Source organism: Streptomyces sp. NPDC111516 (assembly GCF_055635345.1).
The window spans coordinates 335096-351404 of record NZ_JBVKBV010000004.1 but is presented as its reverse complement, the minus strand read 5'-3'; the positions used below and the strand labels follow the sequence as shown (position 1 = coordinate 351404).

The 16309-nt window shown below is 71.4% G+C and carries 14 protein-coding genes and 1 pseudogene; 6 read left to right on the top strand and 9 right to left on the bottom strand.

What is annotated here, in order from left to right:
- Nucleotides 1–155: 155 nt before the first annotated feature.
- From ACZ7L9_RS11900 to ACZ7L9_RS11875, 6 genes are all read right to left on the bottom strand, one after another.
- Complete coding sequence (locus tag ACZ7L9_RS11900) at nucleotides 156–1415, bottom strand: hypothetical protein (RefSeq protein ID WP_471414553.1); 1260 nt, start codon at nucleotides 1413–1415, stop codon at nucleotides 156–158.
- Nucleotides 1415–2233, bottom strand: a complete 819-nt coding sequence (locus ACZ7L9_RS11895; protein WP_471414690.1) for an RNA polymerase sigma factor — start codon at nucleotides 2231–2233, stop codon at nucleotides 1415–1417. The genes ACZ7L9_RS11900 and ACZ7L9_RS11895 overlap by 1 nt, the downstream gene beginning before the upstream one ends.
- A 446-nt stretch (nucleotides 2234–2679) precedes the next feature.
- The gene (locus tag ACZ7L9_RS11890) at nucleotides 2680–4503 is read right to left on the bottom strand and encodes a glycoside hydrolase family 15 protein (RefSeq protein ID WP_471414552.1); all 1824 of its coding nucleotides are present in this window, start codon (nucleotides 4501–4503) and stop codon (nucleotides 2680–2682) included.
- A 268-nt stretch (nucleotides 4504–4771) separates the two neighbouring features.
- Entirely contained in the window at nucleotides 4772–5464 is a 693-nt protein-coding gene (locus tag ACZ7L9_RS11885; RefSeq protein WP_471414551.1) for a class I SAM-dependent methyltransferase, read from the bottom strand.
- The gene (locus tag ACZ7L9_RS11880) at nucleotides 5461–5964 is read right to left on the bottom strand and encodes a hypothetical protein (RefSeq protein ID WP_471414549.1); all 504 of its coding nucleotides are present in this window, start codon (nucleotides 5962–5964) and stop codon (nucleotides 5461–5463) included. Before ACZ7L9_RS11880 ends, ACZ7L9_RS11885 begins: the two co-directional genes overlap by 4 nt.
- Before the next feature lie 2 nt (nucleotides 5965–5966).
- Nucleotides 5967–7400 (bottom strand): molybdopterin-dependent oxidoreductase, encoded by a 1434-nt coding sequence (locus ACZ7L9_RS11875; protein WP_471414548.1) that lies wholly within the window; start codon nucleotides 7398–7400, stop codon nucleotides 5967–5969.
- Between the two features lie 128 nt (nucleotides 7401–7528).
- Between ACZ7L9_RS11875 and ACZ7L9_RS11870 the strand changes: the two are divergent.
- A pseudogene (locus ACZ7L9_RS11870) lies at nucleotides 7529–7978 on the top strand (GtrA family protein); the annotation flags it as partial.
- Here the strand turns inward: ACZ7L9_RS11870 and ACZ7L9_RS11865 are convergent.
- On the bottom strand, nucleotides 7936–9477 hold the full coding sequence (locus ACZ7L9_RS11865; protein WP_471414546.1) for a glycosyltransferase 87 family protein: 1542 nt from the start codon (nucleotides 9475–9477) through the stop codon (nucleotides 7936–7938). The pseudogene ACZ7L9_RS11870 and the gene ACZ7L9_RS11865 sit on opposite strands and share 43 nt — an antisense overlap.
- 69 nt (nucleotides 9478–9546) lie before the next feature.
- On the opposite strand from ACZ7L9_RS11865, the gene ACZ7L9_RS11860 reads away from it, so the two are divergent.
- From ACZ7L9_RS11860 to ACZ7L9_RS11850, 3 genes are all read left to right on the top strand, one after another.
- Nucleotides 9547–10626, top strand: coding sequence for an NAD-dependent epimerase/dehydratase family protein (locus ACZ7L9_RS11860; RefSeq protein WP_471414545.1), 1080 nt, complete (start codon nucleotides 9547–9549; stop codon nucleotides 10624–10626).
- 209 nt (nucleotides 10627–10835) lie between these two features.
- A complete protein-coding gene (locus ACZ7L9_RS11855) occupies nucleotides 10836–11534 on the top strand; it encodes a glycosyltransferase family 2 protein (protein ID WP_471414544.1) in 699 nt (232 codons plus the stop codon).
- The gene (locus tag ACZ7L9_RS11850; protein ID WP_471414543.1) at nucleotides 11531–12184 is read left to right on the top strand and encodes a TIGR04282 family arsenosugar biosynthesis glycosyltransferase; all 654 of its coding nucleotides are present in this window, start codon (nucleotides 11531–11533) and stop codon (nucleotides 12182–12184) included. Before ACZ7L9_RS11855 ends, ACZ7L9_RS11850 begins: the two co-directional genes overlap by 4 nt.
- A 105-nt stretch (nucleotides 12185–12289) precedes the next feature.
- On the opposite strand, the gene ACZ7L9_RS11845 is transcribed toward ACZ7L9_RS11850, so the two are convergent.
- Together ACZ7L9_RS11845 and ACZ7L9_RS11840 are read right to left on the bottom strand one after the other, a co-directional pair.
- Nucleotides 12290–12997 carry a DUF4328 domain-containing protein gene (locus tag ACZ7L9_RS11845; RefSeq protein WP_471414541.1) on the bottom strand — a complete coding sequence of 236 codons (708 nt, stop codon included), beginning with the start codon at nucleotides 12995–12997 and terminating at the stop codon, nucleotides 12290–12292.
- Between the two features lie 218 nt (nucleotides 12998–13215).
- On the bottom strand, nucleotides 13216–14820 hold the full coding sequence (locus ACZ7L9_RS11840; protein ID WP_471414540.1) for a beta-N-acetylhexosaminidase: 1605 nt from the start codon (nucleotides 14818–14820) through the stop codon (nucleotides 13216–13218).
- Nucleotides 14821–15189: 369 nt separating this feature from the next.
- On the opposite strand from ACZ7L9_RS11840, the gene ACZ7L9_RS11835 reads away from it, so the two are divergent.
- A complete protein-coding gene (locus ACZ7L9_RS11835; RefSeq protein ID WP_471414688.1) occupies nucleotides 15190–15720 on the top strand; it encodes a 2-oxo-4-hydroxy-4-carboxy-5-ureidoimidazoline decarboxylase in 531 nt (176 codons plus the stop codon).
- Nucleotides 15721–15927: 207 nt separating this feature from the next.
- On the top strand, nucleotides 15928–16308 hold the full coding sequence (gene sdhC / locus ACZ7L9_RS11830; protein WP_266748085.1) for a succinate dehydrogenase, cytochrome b556 subunit: 381 nt from the start codon (nucleotides 15928–15930) through the stop codon (nucleotides 16306–16308).
- Nucleotide 16309 lies beyond the last annotated feature (1 nt).

Genomic DNA, 16309 nt, shown 5'->3' with positions numbered 1-16309 from the left:
CCGCAGGTACGGGGGGAACCCCGGCTCTGTGCGCTGCCGATGACCAGTCGGCTCATTCAGTACTGCGTCACGGCCTCGAAAAACGTCACACCCGGATGTCGCACCTGGATGTCGCACCTGGTGGACGGCGGGAAAAGGACTGGCGCGTCCGGCTCTCAGCGGAGTCGGCCCGTGGCCGCGCCGGCCGACCGGGCAACCGCCGACGGGACGACCGAGGCGGAGTTCGAGGCCGAGTTCGAGGCCCACAGAGAACGCGCCGGCGAAGGCGAAGGCGACGAAGGCGACGAAGGCGACGAAGGCGACGAAGGCGACGAAGGCGACGAAGGCGACGAAGGCGACGACGAAGGTGACGACGAAGGCGGGGTGGTGGTGAACCAGATCGGCGGTAGCGTGCGGGAGTTCCCGACACCGTCCCCGTTGGAATCGCCGTCGCCCTGGTCGTCATCAGTGCCCTTGTCGCTGCCCTGACCGCCCTGACCGTTCTGGCCCTTCGCGGCTCCGGCGGCCACCCGGTCGCAGAACCGGTCCAGATTGCGGGCGCCCTTCGCCAGCGCTTCGAGCTTCCGCCGGCTGTCGGCGTCCAGCTTGCCGTTGCGGTAGTCGCGGCAGGCCTTGAGCGTCTTGGCGTACCACTCGCCGGAGGTGTCGCCTCCGGAGCCCTTGGGTGTCTTGCCGCTCTCGGTACCGGTCGAGGAGCCGCCTTCGGCGCCGTCGGACTTCCGGTTGTCGTCGCCGTCCTTGCCTGTGTCGCCCTTGTCCGTTCTGCCGCTGTCCCGGCCGCCCGTGGGGGCGGAGGGGTCCGCCGGGGGGACGGAGGGTTCTGTCTCCGGGGAGACGGGTGGCGGGCCCGCGTCGGTTCCGGACCCCGAGCCGAGCTCGTCGGGCGTCGCCGCGACCGAGACGGACGTGGCCGGTGCGGGGGCGTGCCCGCCGAACGGTCCGGGGAGCATCCCGGTGCCCGCGGCCACGGCCACCCCGCCGAGCGCGCAGCCCGCGAAGGAGGCGGCCAGGCCGAAGCGGATGGGCCGGCTCCAGCGCAGCGGACGGGTCCGACGGGTGCCCGCGGCCGAGGTGCTCGGCACGGTGCCGCCGGAGGCGGGCCCGATGCGCACCGGGCCGAGTACGCCGGTCCGTGACTGCTCGACGGGCTGCTCGGCGTACCCCTTCGCCTGTGGGTTCGCCGCCCGTGTCCTCGCGCGCGCGAAGTGCGTGGCGGTGCGGAAGGCAGCCAGCGCCGCGGCCTCGCCCGGTAGTTCACCGGTGGCCGGGCGGGCGGCTCGCGCTGCGGCATCCAGCGCTGCCGCGAGCATCTCCGCTTCCGTACCCGAGTGGCCGCCGACGGGATCGACCGGTTCGCCGCGGAGCAATCTCTCCGCCGCGCCCTTGTCAAGCCATTCGTAGTACTCGTCGGCCATCACATGTCCTTCTGCGTCGATAGACGCGAATGCGTCACACCGGCCGGCGCCGCCGGACCGCTGCGGGAGACGCGCTGGGCGGGCACGGCGCCGAGTTCCGCCGTCCGGCCTGCCGCGCCGTCGCGAGGGGCGGCAGGATCCGCCGGATCGTCCGCGGTAGCCCGGTCCACGGCGCCGCCCGCGCCGCCGTCGGGGACTGCGCCGTCCTCGCCGTCCCTGTCGCCGGGAGCGCCACCAGCCTTGCCTGAACCGCCTGCACTGTCCACACTTTCGGCACGCAGCAGCTCCGCCAGCCGCTTCAGTCCCCGGTGCGCCGCGGTGCGTACCGCCCCCGGCCGTTTGCCCAGCGTCTGCGCCGCGCTCTTCGCGTCCAGGCCGACGACCACCCGCAGCACCACGGCCTCGGCCTGGTCCTGCGGCAGTTGGGCGATGAGCGACATCGTGCGGCCGGTGGCCAGGGCCTCCATCGCCTCGTCGGCGGTGTCGGATTCGGCGGGCCTGTCCGAGAGCTCCGACTCGTCGCCGCCGATCGCGGGGCGTCTGCCGCGCATCCGCAGATGGTCCAGGGCACGGTTACGGGCTATCCGCGCCGCCCAGCCACGGAAGCGGTCGGCGTCGCCGCTGAACCGGTCGAGGTCACGCGCTATCTGCAGCCACGACTCGGACGCCACGTCCTCCGCGTCCGGCTCCCCCACCAGCGTCCGTATATAGCCCAGCAGCCGCGGCTGCACAGCGCGGTACACAGTACGGAAGGCGTCTTCGTCCCCGTCCTGCGCCGCGAGCACCGCGGCAGTCAGCTCCGCGTCGTCCCCCAGCACTCCCTCAACCCGCCCTGCTGTCCTGAGTCGCAGCTGGTCATCACTGCCGCGCCACCCTGCGCGATTCAGCACGCTACGTCCTTCGCGGGGTTCGCGTCCATGGCTTGTACAAGCTGCAACGTTCTCCCGGCACAGTGCGGTGTGACAGAAAACGCAGCGACGGCGCTGAGAGAAGTACGGGGTCGTCCTACGGCCCCGCGGAAGACGACCGGGGCCTCTCCTGTGGGGGGTGGCGGCCCCGGTCGTCCTCGTACCCTCCCCCGTTCTGACCAGGCATTATCCAGAGTGCGGGGCCTCTCCGGGACCAACCGCCTGACCAACAGCCGGAGACTCACCCGATCCTGCCCAGGCCGATGCGCTTTTCGGACACACTCTGGCCGTTCTTCACTGTGCGCCTGCGTGAGTGCGCAGATCGGTGGGGCAGTCGGCGCACACGGGTTGTTCGCCTACGGGGCGGGCGTTGTCTGTCGCTCGGCATCGCGGATGGCGCAGGCGGCGTTGATGAGCCCGATGTGGCTGAAGGCCTGGGGAAAGTTGCCGAGGGCTTCTGCCGTGGTGAAGTCGGTCTCCTCGGCCAGCAGGCCGAGGTCGTTGGCGTGTGCGAGGGCGGCTTGGAAGACATGTCGTGCACGGGCGGTGTGGCCGGTGAGGGCGAGGGCTTGGGCAAGCCAGAAGGTGCACAGCAGGAAGGCGCCTTCTTCTTCCTGCAGTTCGTCGGTGAGGTAGCGGCGGACCAGACCGTTGCGGTCGGTCAGTTGGGTGGCAATGGCCAGCACAGTGGACTGGACGCGCGGGTCGTGCGGCGGCAGGAAGCCGACGATGGGCAGCATCAGCGCGGAGGCGTCGAGGTCGTCACTGTCGAATGCCTGGGTGAAGGCGCCCAGGCCGGGGTTCCAACCGTGTTGTTCGATGGCTTGGCGGATCTGATCGCGCTCGTGCTGCCAGTGGGACAGGCGTTCGTCGGCCTGGAGGGCGGCGGCCATGGTGATGGCGCGGTCCAGGGCGACCCAGCACATCAGTTTCGAGTGGAGGAAGTGTCTGCTGGGGCCGCGTCTTTCCCAGATGCCCTGGTCCGGTTGGGTCCACCGCCGGGCGGCTGTCTCGGCCGCCTGGAGCAGGAAGGTGCGGGTGGCCGGGTCGAGCGGCTGACCGGGCGGAAGGGTCTGGTGGGCGGCGTCGAGGAGTTCGCCGTAGACGTCGAGTTGGCGTTGGCGCCAGGCGTCGTTGCCGATCCGTACGGGGCTGCTGTTGCGCCAGCCGGTCAGGTGGGGCAGGAGCCGCTCGCTCAGGTCGCGTTCGCCGCCGATGCCGTACATGATCTGCAGGTCTACGCTGCGGTCGAGTTGGGTTGCCGCGGCCCGGGTGAGGAAGTCGAAGAACCTGTTCTTCTCCTTCTCGCAGGCGGCCGTGGCGAGGGCTTGCAGGGTGAAGCTCGCGTCGCGGACCCAGGTGTAGCGGTAGTCCCAGTTGCGCATCCCGCCCGTTTTCTCGGGCAGGGATGTGGTGGCCGCGGCGACGATGGCCCCGGTGGGAGCGAAGGTCAAGGCTCGCAGCACGCGTCCGCTGTGGCCCACCTCGTTCTGCCAGGGGCCGACGTAGCCGCGGTGGAGCTTCGACCAGGAGCGCCAGCCTTCGATGGTGTCGGTCATGCGGCGCCGGATCCGCCCCGCCCGCCAGCCCACCGGCTCCCTTTCCCACGCCTGCCCGACGTGCAGGGCGAATCCGAGGCGATGCCCCGCCGAGAGCGGGATCCGGCCGTGCGCTGTGGAGCCGCTTACCCGCAGGTCGACGGAGGTCGACAGGAGCAGAACATGGGCGCCCCCGTACGCCGCGAGCCCGCCTCGCACGGCTGAGAGGAGTGGCTGGATGAGTCCGTACTCCGGGCGCGGCGCGTAGGCGATCTCGATGTTCACCCGCCCTTCGGTGCAGGTGATCTGCCGCAGGAGCGTTCCGGGGGACGCTGTGCCGAGCGCGTGCCCGCGTTCGCGCCGCCCCAGGGCAAGGGCATCGCGCAGGACCGCCGTACCCTCGGTCGTTCGGAAGGTCGTCTCCAGAACAAGGGTGTCTTCGACGTAGCGGCGGCTGATGTCGATCGGGCCGGCAGGGCGGATGGACCAGTAGCCGGCATCCTCGTCGAGGAGTCGGGCGAAGATTGCGGGGCTGTCGAATCGGGGGAGGCACAGCCAGTCCACCGATCCGCCTGAGGTGACCAGCGCGGCCGAGCGGCAATCGGACAGCAGGGCGTGGTCACCGATCGGTCGCGTACTCATGCGTTTCAGCCCGTCCACCTCGGGCCGGACGTGGCCCGGCTGGGACGATGTGAGCGGTCGCCTGCGCCGCAGGTCTCTCCAGATGCCTGACCAGTGTCATTCGTCCCAGCCTCCCTGCACGGTGGACTCACCCCCACCCAATCAGCACGATCGGTGGATCGCACGTGCCGGCCGCCGGTGGTTGCCCCGACGGGCCGGCACGACCTGGTGCCGCGTCCCGCACTCGCCGTACGGTCGGCGTACGTCGTGTCTCCTCGTCACCGCGTGGTCACCCCCGCCTCGGCAACGACGTCCCCGTGGTCGTGTCCTGGTGACCGAGGGCGAGGAAGCACCGGTGGCCGCATCTCCACTGGTCGGTGACGCTGAGGGCAAGGTCCTCGGCGATTCTGCGCAGTGCTGGTGCTCCCAGACGTGCCCAGGGAAACGGCGGACCTTCGTGGCCATGGCTGTCTTCGAATTGTGCGGTGCAGCATTCCTCGACATCGTCGGGGTCGGCCTCGATGAGGAGAAGACCCGTCGGGGCGGTGACCTGGATGCAGCGGTACAGCAGGGCGCGCGGGTCACCGCCGATACCGATGTTGCCGTCGATGAGCAGGACGGTCTGCCAGCCTCCCTCGGCCGGTAGCCGGTCGAACACCGATCGGCGCAGTGCGATTCCGCCGAGAGCGATGGTTTGGGCCACCGCGCGGGGAGCCACATCGACGCCGAGCGCGAAAGCTCCGCGACCCAGGAGTGCCCTGCACAGCCGGCCGGGCCCGCAGCCGACGTCGAGAACGGGGCCGACGCAGCGATTGAGCACGGATTCGTCGGCCACGGTGGGATGTGCGTACCAGCGATCCACCGGCATCCGGATCCGGCGCCCGTCCGCCAGCCGCAGGTACACCAGTTCGTGGCCGCTGCGCAGGGCCAGTGCATAGGGGTCTGCGCGGGCGCGGGGCGACCGCTCCTCGCCGGACGTCATGATGCGGCGTCGTGACCCGTTGCGGGTCGTTCCTCGTCGGCGCGGGCGGCCCGCCGGAGGCGGCGGAGCTTGAGAGCGAAGGCAAGGGCGGAGGCGCCGAAGAGCACGGCGGTGATGGCCAGCCATCGGCCGAGGTAGACGCCTTCGGACAGTCGTGCGGCATCGGGGTAGGGGATCGCGAGGTCGAGGATGAGGGGGAACCAGACGAGCAGGAGCACGCCGGAGAGGAAAGTGGGCACCCGCAGGTAGTTGATCCACGGCGGTTCCGGCATGCGGGTGGCGCGATGCCGCAGGACAGCTCGTGCCGACAGATCGGCGAGTGAGTACAGGGGGAGCAGGATCAGGTCGTGGACGATCGCCGCGCCGACGAACCAGATCGCGACCTCGAGCGGGCGGACGGCGAACAGTCGCACCAGGGCGTAACCGGTGAGGGCGAACGAGGCGATCAGGACGAGAAGATGGAGGGGGCCGGAGCCGTACCAACGGACGAAGCGCGCCATGGTCACGTCCTGAAGGTGAGCCGGTGCACCCACTTGGTGTTGTTCACGCCGGGGTTGGCCGGGACGATGACGCGGGCCGGGTGGCCGTGGTCGAGCGAGAGGTCCGCGCCGTTGACTCGCAGGGCGAGCAGCGATCGGAGGTCGTGAATCTGGTTGCCACGCAGTACCACCGAGCTGTAGGGGCCGGGGGGTTGGACAGACTCGACCAAAACGCTGCCGGCGTCCGGGAGACCCGCCAGGGCGGCCAGGCCGGTCAGCCGAAGGCCGCTCCAGTGCTGGTCCTCGGTGGACCATCCCTCCACGCAGGCGATCGGCAGTGCGGCGGCATGCTGGGGCATCGCGAGGAGTTGTGCGCGGGTGAAGACGAGCGTCGGCCCGTGGCCGCGGACCTCCAGCCGCCAATCCGGCCCGACATGGGCGGGGGTGACGCCGACGGAAGCGGCCGTCTTGTTGACCTGGAAGTCCTTCGGGCCGCCACCCGGGTCACGGTTGTGCGGCGCGAGGAGGGCGGTCCTTCGCAGCCGGCCGCCGATGCTCTGTCCCGCGGTGACCACCAGGAGGAGCAGCGACCCACCGCCCACCATGGCGAGTGCGCCGCGCCGGGACATGGTGGGCGCCGCGGGCTCGAGCGCGACCAGGCCGTCCGGGTCGGGTGGCTCCGGCCGGGTGCCGGCGAGCCCGGTGCGCAGCTCCGTCAGCAGGTTGCGGGAGCGCAGGGAGCGGGTCATCCGGCCGAGTTTCAGGCTCACATGGACGACGAACGCGGCGATGAACACCCAGGCGCCATAGAAGTGCAGGGTGTAGAAGGAGCCCGGGAAGACGTAGTAGAGCTGGATGTTGAGGATCCCGGTGACGAACTCGAAGACGACCCCGCCCACCAGCGCCAGCAGCGACAACCGCTCCAGCGCATGGGCGGCGCTGCGGACCGGCAGCCACTCGAACAGCTTTGGGATCACCGACCACAGTTTGGCCAGCACCACCGGCACCAGGACCACGCCGAGCGTCACGTGCACGCCCTGGGTGAGCCGGTACAGCCAGTAGGGATGTGTGGGCCAGTCGAACAGGTAGAAGCCCAGCAGGCCCTTGTCCGGGGTCTGGTCGTTGAGTGCGCCGAGGCCGGGGTTGTAGGCGGCGTAGGACAGCGCGCCGGTCACGAAGAGCAGCGGGATGCCGATCAGCAGCACCAGACCGAACACGGACGTCAGCCAGGGCCCGCGGATGGGACTGCGCCAGAAGCCGGGACGGAACGGCCCGGGGGGCGGAGGGGTCTGCTCGACCCGTCGTACGAGGGCCCGGGTACGGGCGGCCCCCTTGGTGACCCGCGCCGCCGCGGCAGCGCGAACGCGCTCGAGGCGCCCCTGCGCGTGATCCTCGTCCGATCTCGGGCGCCGCGGCCCGTCGGAGCCCGGGGCCGGCGGCCGTCCGCCACTGCCCATCGGCCGCCTCCCCTGTCTCCGTGCTGACTCTCGAGGGGGTGGATCGAACCCCACCCGCTCCGTCATGCCTGTTGGGTCGTCAGCCACAAACTGGCACAGATCGGGGCGGCTTTCCGCGCCTGGCGTCCATGCGGGTGCCCGTCGCCAGCCGAACGGCCGAACGGGCGCTCCGCACGGCTCGACGGGTCGCATGGTGGCCTCATGATGGTGGGGTGCGACGCCTCAGCACACAGCGCAGCGCCTCCACCCGGCCCGGCCGCACCGCGCTGACCAGGGAAGTGTTCTGGTTCGTCGTGATCGGCGTCGCCTCCACGGTGGCCCAGGCCTTGCTGTACTGGGTTCTGCGCCACTGGTCGCCGCCCGTCCTGGCCAATTTCGCCTCCCTTCTTGTCGTCACCGTCCTCAACACGGAGGCCAACCGCCGGCTGACCTTTCGCGGGTCCCCGGTCCGGGTCCTCCAGGCGCATCTGGCCGCGGGGGGCCTTTTCGTCCTGGCGTACCTGGCCACCTCAGGCGCTGTCCTGCTCTTCCGCCACTACCGGCCCACCGCCTCACCAGCGGCGGAGACCCTGGTGCTCGCACCGAGTTTCGCCCTGGTGACCGTGGTGCGCTTCACCGTCCTGCGGATGGTCGTCTTCAGACGCCGCCACCGATGACCCGCTCGCGCCCGACGTGGTCGACACGCCTGCCCTCCCGTACCGTCCCGCCGTCTGTCCCCGCCGCCACGCGCCCACGCCCGGACGAGTGCACCAGCGAGCACCGCCACAGCGGCCATCCCGTACGCAACTGTCTGGACGCCATGCCACTGCAGTGCGTCCGCGACATACAGCACGGTGCCCGCGGCAGCGACGGCGAGCCACTCCCCCGGGCCGCCCATTGCCACGAGAGCCACGACGAGCAGCGCATACCAGTAGTACGCCGGCGAGGTGAGCAGCAGCGCAGTGCCCGTGACCAGCAGCGATCCGTGCCACGGCCGCTCTGGATCGCCGCACCGCAGGACGTACCAGGCACTGAGCGCCACCAGTGCGACAGCGGCCGGACCGGCCCACGCGTCCGGCAGCACCAGCCGCAGCAGCGCAAACCGGCCGACGTGACCTGGCTCGTACCCCTCCTCCCGCAGATAGCCGGGGAGATAACCCACGACCGTGGAACCGGATGCCAGCAGGTACGGGAGGTAGGCGAGCGCCACGACACCAACGGCGGCGAGCAGCACGCTCGCTGTCTCCCGCAGCCGGGTACGCGGGCTGCGCCCAGGGGCCAGTACCCCCGACAGTGCGCCCGGAAGGGTGAGTGCGGGCAGCAGCTTGACGGCGATCGCCGCCCCGAGCAGCGCTCCACGGCGTGCTCCCGCGGCCATGCCGAGCGCGGCCACCGTGAGCAGCACTCCGACAGTGTCCACATGGGCGTCGTTGACCGCGGCGAACGGCACCGCCGGACACCATGCCCACAGTGCCACCTGCCGCGTGTCACCACACGTACGCCGCTGCACCAGCAGCAGCGCCACCGTCGTGGCGACGGAGAGCACCGCACCGGCGAGTTGCAGGGGCTTGTGCCGCGCGCCTGCCGGGGAGACGGCGTGCACCAGCAGGAACCATCCCTCGGCCGCCGGCGGATAGATCGTGGGATCGGACGGCCTGTTGATGTGCGTGCACACCGCCGCCGCTGAGTGGAGGTCCCACCCGCGGCAGGCGGTCCCGGTGGGGAAGAGCCACGGATCACGCAACCGGGCAAGCTGTGGCGCGTCCGGCGGATAGGCGTACGGGGAGATTCCCGTGGCCTGCACGCGGCCGTCCCACGCGTAGCGGTACATGTCGTCGCTGGTGCGCGGCGGAGCCGAGAGCGCTGCCACGCACAGGGCGATCCCCCCGGCCAGGATCAGCGCCACGGCGGTGCGCACCGGCACGCGCCGCACTGTCCACGCCGCTCCGGCGAACAGCACCCACGCGGCGGCGTACCAGTACAGCAGCGCAGCCGGATGGCCGAGATCACCGCCTGAGCGGACCGTCGCGGCGACGACGGCGACAAGGGCGGCGAGGAGTGCCGTGGCGCAGAGCGTGCGTACTCCCACACCCGCCATAGTGGCAGCCGCGAGCACAGCGGACGGACTCGCAGCGCCGTGTGTCGGATCCGGCCGTAGCCTCGAGGCATGCTGGTGCTTGTCACAGGAGGGGCCGGATTCATCGGCTCCCACGTCGTCGGTGCGCTGGTCGAGGCCGGACATGAGGTGCGCGTGCTGGACGCGGTGCTGCCCGCGACGCACGGCGCGGCGGCCTTCCCGCCCTCACGGCCGCCCGGTGTTGCGTTCGTGCGCGGCGACGTGCGGGACCGGGCGGTGGTCGAGGAAGCGCTGCGCGCGGTGGACGCGGTCTGCCACCAGGCAGCCATGGTCGGCCTGAGCCGGGACTTCGACGACGTGCCCGCCTACGTGGGGTGCAACGACCTGGGCACCGCCGTCCTGCTCACGGCCATGGCCCGGCTGCGGGTGAGCGAACTCGTCCTGGCCGGCTCGATGGTCTACTACGGCGAGGGTCGCTACGAATGCGCCCGCCACGGGACCGTCCGGCCCGGCCCGCGCCGGGTCGCCGACCTGGACGCCGGGCGGTTCGACCCCGTCTGCCGGCGCTGCGGCGATCCGCTCACCCCCGGCCTGGTGCCGGAGGACGCGCCACCCGACCCGCGCAATGTCTACGCAGCGACGAAAGTCGCCCAGGAGCACCTGGCCGCCGCCTGGGCGCGGGCCACCGGCGGCCGGGCGGTCGCCCTGCGCTACCACAACGTCTACGGACCAGGAATGCCACGCGACACCCCCTACGCCGGGGTCGCCTCGCTCTTCCGTTCCGCACTCGCCCGCGGCGAGCCGCCCCGGGTCTTCGAGGACGGCCGTCAGCGCCGGGACTTCGTCCACGTCGCCGACGTGGCCGCCGCCAACCTGGCAGCGCTCGGCGCGGTCGGCGCCGCGATCCCGGATGGCACACTGCGCGCCTACAACGTAGGCAGCGGAAGCCCGCACACCGTGGGGGAGATGGCCACCGCGCTCTCCGCGGCCTACGGCGGGCCCGCGCCGGTGGTGACCGGTGAGTACCGCCTGGGCGACGTCCGCCACATCACCGCCTCCTCGTCACGGCTGCGCAAGGAACTCGGCTGGCTGCCCCAGGTACCGTTCGCCGACGGCGTGCGGGAGTTCGCCAAAGCCCCCCTGCGCGGCCGGGCATCGATGCCTCGGTAACGCGCGTGCGGGAGATGGCCTCGAACCCGCGGCCGGCGCAGCCGTTGCGGCCCGCACCGGTTCGAAGCACCCGCTGCCCGAACCCCGTGCCGCCATCGAAGACGGCGACGCCACCCGCCCACGCCATACGGCAACGGCCGAGCGCACCAGGCGATCCGCGCGCATCACTCCATTTCCGCCCATACATCGATATCCGTAGGCTGAAAGACATGACCGAGAGGCATCGGCCCCTTGTGGACGTCGTGCTGCCCTGCCTCAACGAAGCAGCCGCCCTTCCCTGGGTGCTGGAGCGGATACCGCCCGGGTGGCGTGCCGTGGTGGTCGACAACGGCTCGACCGACGGCTCCGCCGAACTCGCCGCGTCGCTGGGCGCGCATGTCGTGGGCGAACCGGTGCGCGGCTTCGGTGCCGCCTGTGCGGCCGGGCTGCGCGCCGCCACAGCGCCCGTAGTCTGTCTCTGCGACTGCGACGCCTCCCTCGACCCAGGGCTGCTGCCGTCACTGGCCCACGCCGTCCTGGACGGCGAGGCGGACCTGGTACTCGGGCGGCGCAGGCCGACGACACGCCGCGCCTGGCCGGTGCACGCCCGGCTCGCCAACCGCGAGCTGGCCCGGCTGATTCGCCGCCGCACCGGCCTGCGCCTGCACGACCTCGGCCCGATGCGGGTGGCCCGCCGGGAGGCCCTGCTCGCCCTGGACCTGACCGACCGCAGGTCGGGATACCCGTTGCAGATGGTCATCCGCGCCGCCGACGCCGGATGGCGGGTGCGCGAGGTCGACGTGCCCTACCATCCGCGCGCCGGTCGCTCCAAGGTCACGGGCACCTGGCGTGGCACCTGGTACGCGGTGCGCGACATGCGCGCGGTCCTCAGCGAGCCGCCCCGGCGTCCGGCGGGAGCCCCCCGGTGAGCGGCCCGGTCGGACCGACCGCGCTGCTGGTGATAGCCAAGGAGCCGCGGCCTGGACACGTCAAGACTCGGCTTACGCCGCCGTTCACCCCCGCCCAAGCCGCCGCCCTCGCGGAGGCGGCGCTCGCCGACACCCTGGAGACCGTGCTGCGCTGCCCGACCCGCCGCCGGATGCTCATCCTGGACGGCGCGCCCGGACACTGGCTGCCGCCCGGCATCGAGGTGATCCCGCAGGCGTCCGGCGGCCTGGACAAGCGGCTGGCCGCGGCCTTCGCCGCTGTGACGGACGGCCCCGCCCTACTGGTCGGCATGGACACCCCCCAGCTCACCCCGAAGCTCCTCGCCCCCGTACTGGATCCCGGCGCGTGGCTGGAGTGCGACGCGTGGTTCGGCCCGGCGGAGGACGGCGGATTCTGGGCGCTCGGCCTGGCCGCGCCCGACCCGGCGCTGCTGCGAGGCGTCCCGATGTCCACCGCATACACCGGCGCCGCCCAGCGCGACCGCCTCACCGGGGCGGGCCTTCGGGTTCGCGACCTGCCGCTCCTGCGCGACGTGGACACAGCGCCCGACGCCGCCGCGGTGGCGGCCGCAGCGCCGGGATCGAGGTTCGCCACCCTCTTGGAGCGCTACTCTCCCGGCCTCGTCTCATGAGACGCCCGTGAGCGTCAGTGACCTCGCTGCTACCGCGTTCAGCGCCGGATGGCTCAGAAGCGCCACCGGGGAGGCCGAACAGCATCGCTCCGCGGGCGCGCCCCGCTACCCCTGGGCGCCCAGGGGATACACACCGAGGGCCGCCCGCTCCCCCTGCATCCGGGTCAGCTTGCGTACGAAAAGGATCGCGAGCACCGCGGCCACGATGTCGAGGGCGTCGGACGCCATCACCAGCCCCGTCGCGTCGATGATCTCCTGCGTCTTCTCCGCCCTCATGTACTGCCGGGACGTGACCCAGGAGAAGGCCAGCGAGCAGACCCACGCTCCCCACCACAGATTCATCGTGGTGGCCGGGACCGTGCGCCAGCTGCCATCGGGGTTGGTCTGGGCGCTCGCCGTCCAGATACCGCCCGCGATCCGGCGCGGCAGGAAGAGGTTGGCGACCGGGACGAACCAGGCGCCGACCGACCAGCCGGGCGACATCGGCTGCACGCTCGGGTCGAACACCTCGGCGTTCATCCGCAGACGCCGGAACCAGATGATGAAGACGATGCCGGTGGCCAGGGTCATGACACCCTGCAGCGCACCGGCGGACCCGTACAGATTGTCCGCGAGGGTCGCCTCCGCCTCGTCGTACGTGGCGAAGTCGTTGTCCTGCGCGTCCCCGAGCAGGAGGCGGATGTTCAGCCCCGCTGCCACCGCGAGCAGATCCGCCACCGCGACCGCCATGAGCAGGACGACGACAGCCTTCGCGAGGCCGTTCGGCGAGCGCAGGTACTGCTGCGGAGCGACAAAGATCGGGGCCGGTGGCATCGGGGCCGCCTCCCCGGCCGGTCCGGCGCAGAGAAGACAGTGCCCGTCCGCGGTGACCGGCGGTCTGAGACGACAGGTGGAGCACAGCACGATGTAGAACCCCCCATGATTCTGAGCTCGAAACGCAAGGAACGCGCGCCCCTCCCCCCGGAGCGCGCGGCATGCGAACGTAATCCCCTGCCCACCCCCCTGTCCACGGGGAATCCGGCCCGGCCCGCTCAGCCCGCCCCGTCGATCCGCGCGGCCAGCGCCCGGAACTGATCCCAGCTCAGCTCCGGCTTCCGCGGATCCCACAGCTTCTGGCTGATCGCCCGCAACGGCATCCGGATGCCCTGCGCCACCTGCGCCGGGGTCTGCGCGTTCGGGAGGTCGCCCCAGACCGCGAACCGGCCACCGAGGATCTGGCCGGAATAGCCCGCCGGGACGGGCCGGGTGCCGCGCAGGACGAGCGGGGTCCACTGTTCGTAGATCCGCTTGCCCGTGGGGTAGACGAAGTTGTTGGGCTGGCCGAGTACGTAATAGAGGAACTCGTCGTTGAGGTTCACCACCCGCCGCCCTTCGCGCAGGTACTCCTCCGGCGGCCGGGCACCGTACTCCCTGCCCGTCCAGTACTCGACCTCGATGTCCTTGTCGGCGTGGACGACTCCGTCGCGGAAGAAGCCGTCGTTCCACGCCTTGGGCCGCTTGCCGTGCGGGCGCACCACCGCCGCGCGGTCGTTGAGCCAGCCGGTGGCGAGGTCCTTGATCCCGGCCCGCGGTCCGTACTTCTGCTGGGCGGCGCGTTGCAGCTGCGGGTACGAGGCGGCCGGGTCCCGGGCCATCAGCGCGAGGTACTCGTCGGCGCCGAGATGCCAGTAGCGGCCGCCGAACAGCCCGGTGAACTCGCCGAGGAGTTCGTCGATGAGCTTCGCCGCCCCCGGTTTGGAGATGTCGAGCGATCCGGGCGAGCGCACCCCCGACACGTTGCGCAGCTGGAGGTCGGGGTGGGCCCGCAGGACCGCGCCCAGATGGCCGGGGGAGTCGAGCTCGGGGACGACCTCGATGTGCAGCCGGCCCGCGAGGCCGAGGATCTGCCGCACCTCCGCCTTGGTGAGGTGCTGCGGCGACACCACCTCGGGGTGGGTGTCGGACTGGATCCGGAACGCCTGGTCGTCGGAGAAGTGCAGGCCGAGCTGGTTGAGCTTGAGGTCGGCCATCTCGCGCAGCCGGTCCTCGATCCAGGCGACGGTGTAGTACTTGCGCGCGATGTCGAGGTTGAGGCCGCGCTGCGGCCGGTCGGGGTGGTCGCGCACCTCACCCTCGGGCATGGCGCCGTCGGCGCGCACCGACTGTTTCAGGGTGCGGGTTCCGTAGAAGACACCGGCCTGGTCGGGTCCGCTGATCGTGACCCGTCCGTCGTGGGTCCTGAGGGTGTACGACTCGGGGGTGCCCTTGCCCGGGGTGAGAGCCAGCTCCACGTCACCCGCGCGGGCGGGGACGTCACCCCGGTAGTGGATCTTCAGCTCCTGGGCGAGCAGCTGCCCCTCGTCCGCGAGCGCCCCGCTGCCGGGAGCGATGACGACCCCGGCGGCCGAGCCCGGCCGCCAGCCGGGGCCGCGGGCGGCGATGTGTTCGCGTACGGCGGGGATGGTGCGGGGCGGGGTGGAGAGCGGGTAGCTCCGGGTCGGCGAGGGGGCGGCCGAGGAGCCCGAGGGGGTGCTGGACCCCGACTCCCCCGCGGGTCCGATGTCGGAGCTTTCCGACCAGACGACGACGGCGATCGTCGCGGCGGCCGCCGCGGTGAGGACCGCACCAGCCACGAGGGCGCCGCGTGAAGGCGACATCGGTCAGAAACCTCCTATACGAGGGGAAAGTTGGGCAGAAACAAACAGAGCAGAAATAGTCGGAAATAGGGAGTAAGCCAGGCATTCTCCTGGGCTCATGACCCCTCAGGCGTTCCGAAACTCTCCCGTCCGGGTGAAGTTCGCGTATCCGACGGGCGGCCGTTGCCCTGCCTCGCTAGCTTTGAGGCACATTCGTCTCTCCCCTCACCCTGCAACACTCCTTTCACTCCGCAACTCTTTCTTCACCCTGCATCCGCCTGGGCTCACCCGTCCCGTCCCACTCCGGACCCCAGGCTCACGGATGCCGCTGATTCGAGGAGCCCCACGCTGTCCAGGTCCAGCGAGTCCCCCGCCGGCCCGCCGAAGCGACTGAGGCAACCGGCCACCCGGACGGCCGCACCCGTCCAGGCTTCCGGGCCGGCGCCGGACCGGGCCGGCCACCCGGGCCTCGACCGCTTCAACGCCGCGCCGGCCGCCGAGGCCGAGGCCGCCCTGCTGGAGTGCTCCGGCAGCCGCCGCTGGGCCTGGCGGCTGGCCGCCCACCGCCCGTACCCGGACCTCGACGCGCTGCTGGCCGCCGCCGACGAGGCGGGCTACGACCTGTCGCCGGCGGATCTCGCCGAGGCGCTCGCCGCCGAGGCCTCCCCCGGGCTGCACCACGCCGCGCCGCACTCCGCCCACCTCGCGCTGCGGGCCGCGCACGCCGCGTACGAGTGCCGCTTCGGCCATGTCTTCGTGATCTGCCTGGACGGCTTCGAGCCCGCCGAACAGCCGGACCAGGTGCTCGCCGGAATCCGGGCCAGGCTGAGCCACGAGCCGGACCAGGAGCGGGTGGTCACCGCGGAGGAGATGCGGCGACTCGCCCGGGGCCGCATCATCGAGCTGATATCGGGTTCATAACGGAACGGGGCCGGTCAGCGGTGTTCACCGGTCCGCTATAGCCCGTCCGTGGCAGTTTGATTGCCGCTTTGATCACACCAGAGGCCCCCGCGCGAACGAACCGACAAAGCGTCGCTACGATGGCCGGGGCCGGTGGACCGTACCCGGCCGGGTCAGACCGACAGTCAAGCCGGCCGACCCCAATCCCTGCTCCCGGAGGGTTCTTCCGTGCCGGCTGGAACGCTGTACCGCGGCCGGGAAGGCATGTGGTCCTGGGTGGCTCATCGAGTCACCGGTGTCCTCATTTTCTTCTTCCTGTTCGTACACGTCCTGGACACCGCTCTCGTCCGCGTTTCCCCCGAGGCATACGACAACGTCGTGGCCACGTACAAGACGCCGATCGTCGCGCTCCTCGAATACGGCCTCGTGGCCGCCATTCTCTTCCACGCGCTGAACGGTCTTCGCATCGTCGCCGTGGACTTCTGGGCCAAGGGCCCGCGCTACCAGAAGCAGATGCTCTGGTCCGTCGTGGGCATCTGGATCGTGCTGATGGTCGGGGCCCTGTACCCGGTCCTCGGCCACGCCGTACGCGCAGTCTTCGGGAGCTGAG

What these genes read in the sequence shown, in the direction of transcription:
- ACZ7L9_RS11885 (WP_471414551.1), bottom strand. Translation starts at nt 5,464, where the DNA reads ATGACGTCCGGCGAGGAGCGGTCGCCCCGCGCCCGCGCAGACCCCTAT.
- ACZ7L9_RS11845 (WP_471414541.1), bottom strand. Translation starts at nt 12,997, where the DNA reads ATGCCACCGGCCCCGATCTTTGTCGCTCCGCAGCAGTACCTGCGCTCG.
- ACZ7L9_RS11900 (WP_471414553.1), bottom strand. Translation starts at nt 1,415, where the DNA reads ATGGCCGACGAGTACTACGAATGGCTTGACAAGGGCGCGGCGGAGAGA.
- ACZ7L9_RS11880 (WP_471414549.1), bottom strand. Translation starts at nt 5,964, where the DNA reads ATGGCGCGCTTCGTCCGTTGGTACGGCTCCGGCCCCCTCCATCTTCTC.
- ACZ7L9_RS11840 (WP_471414540.1), bottom strand. Translation starts at nt 14,820, where the DNA reads ATGTCGCCTTCACGCGGCGCCCTCGTGGCTGGTGCGGTCCTCACCGCG.
- ACZ7L9_RS11875 (WP_471414548.1), bottom strand. Translation starts at nt 7,400, where the DNA reads ATGGGCAGTGGCGGACGGCCGCCGGCCCCGGGCTCCGACGGGCCGCGG.
- ACZ7L9_RS11855 (WP_471414544.1), top strand. Translation starts at nt 10,836, where the DNA reads ATGACCGAGAGGCATCGGCCCCTTGTGGACGTCGTGCTGCCCTGCCTC.
- ACZ7L9_RS11890 (WP_471414552.1), bottom strand. Translation starts at nt 4,503, where the DNA reads ATGAGTACGCGACCGATCGGTGACCACGCCCTGCTGTCCGATTGCCGC.
- ACZ7L9_RS11860 (WP_471414545.1), top strand. Translation starts at nt 9,547, where the DNA reads ATGCTGGTGCTTGTCACAGGAGGGGCCGGATTCATCGGCTCCCACGTC.
- ACZ7L9_RS11865 (WP_471414546.1), bottom strand. Translation starts at nt 9,477, where the DNA reads ATGGCGGGTGTGGGAGTACGCACGCTCTGCGCCACGGCACTCCTCGCC.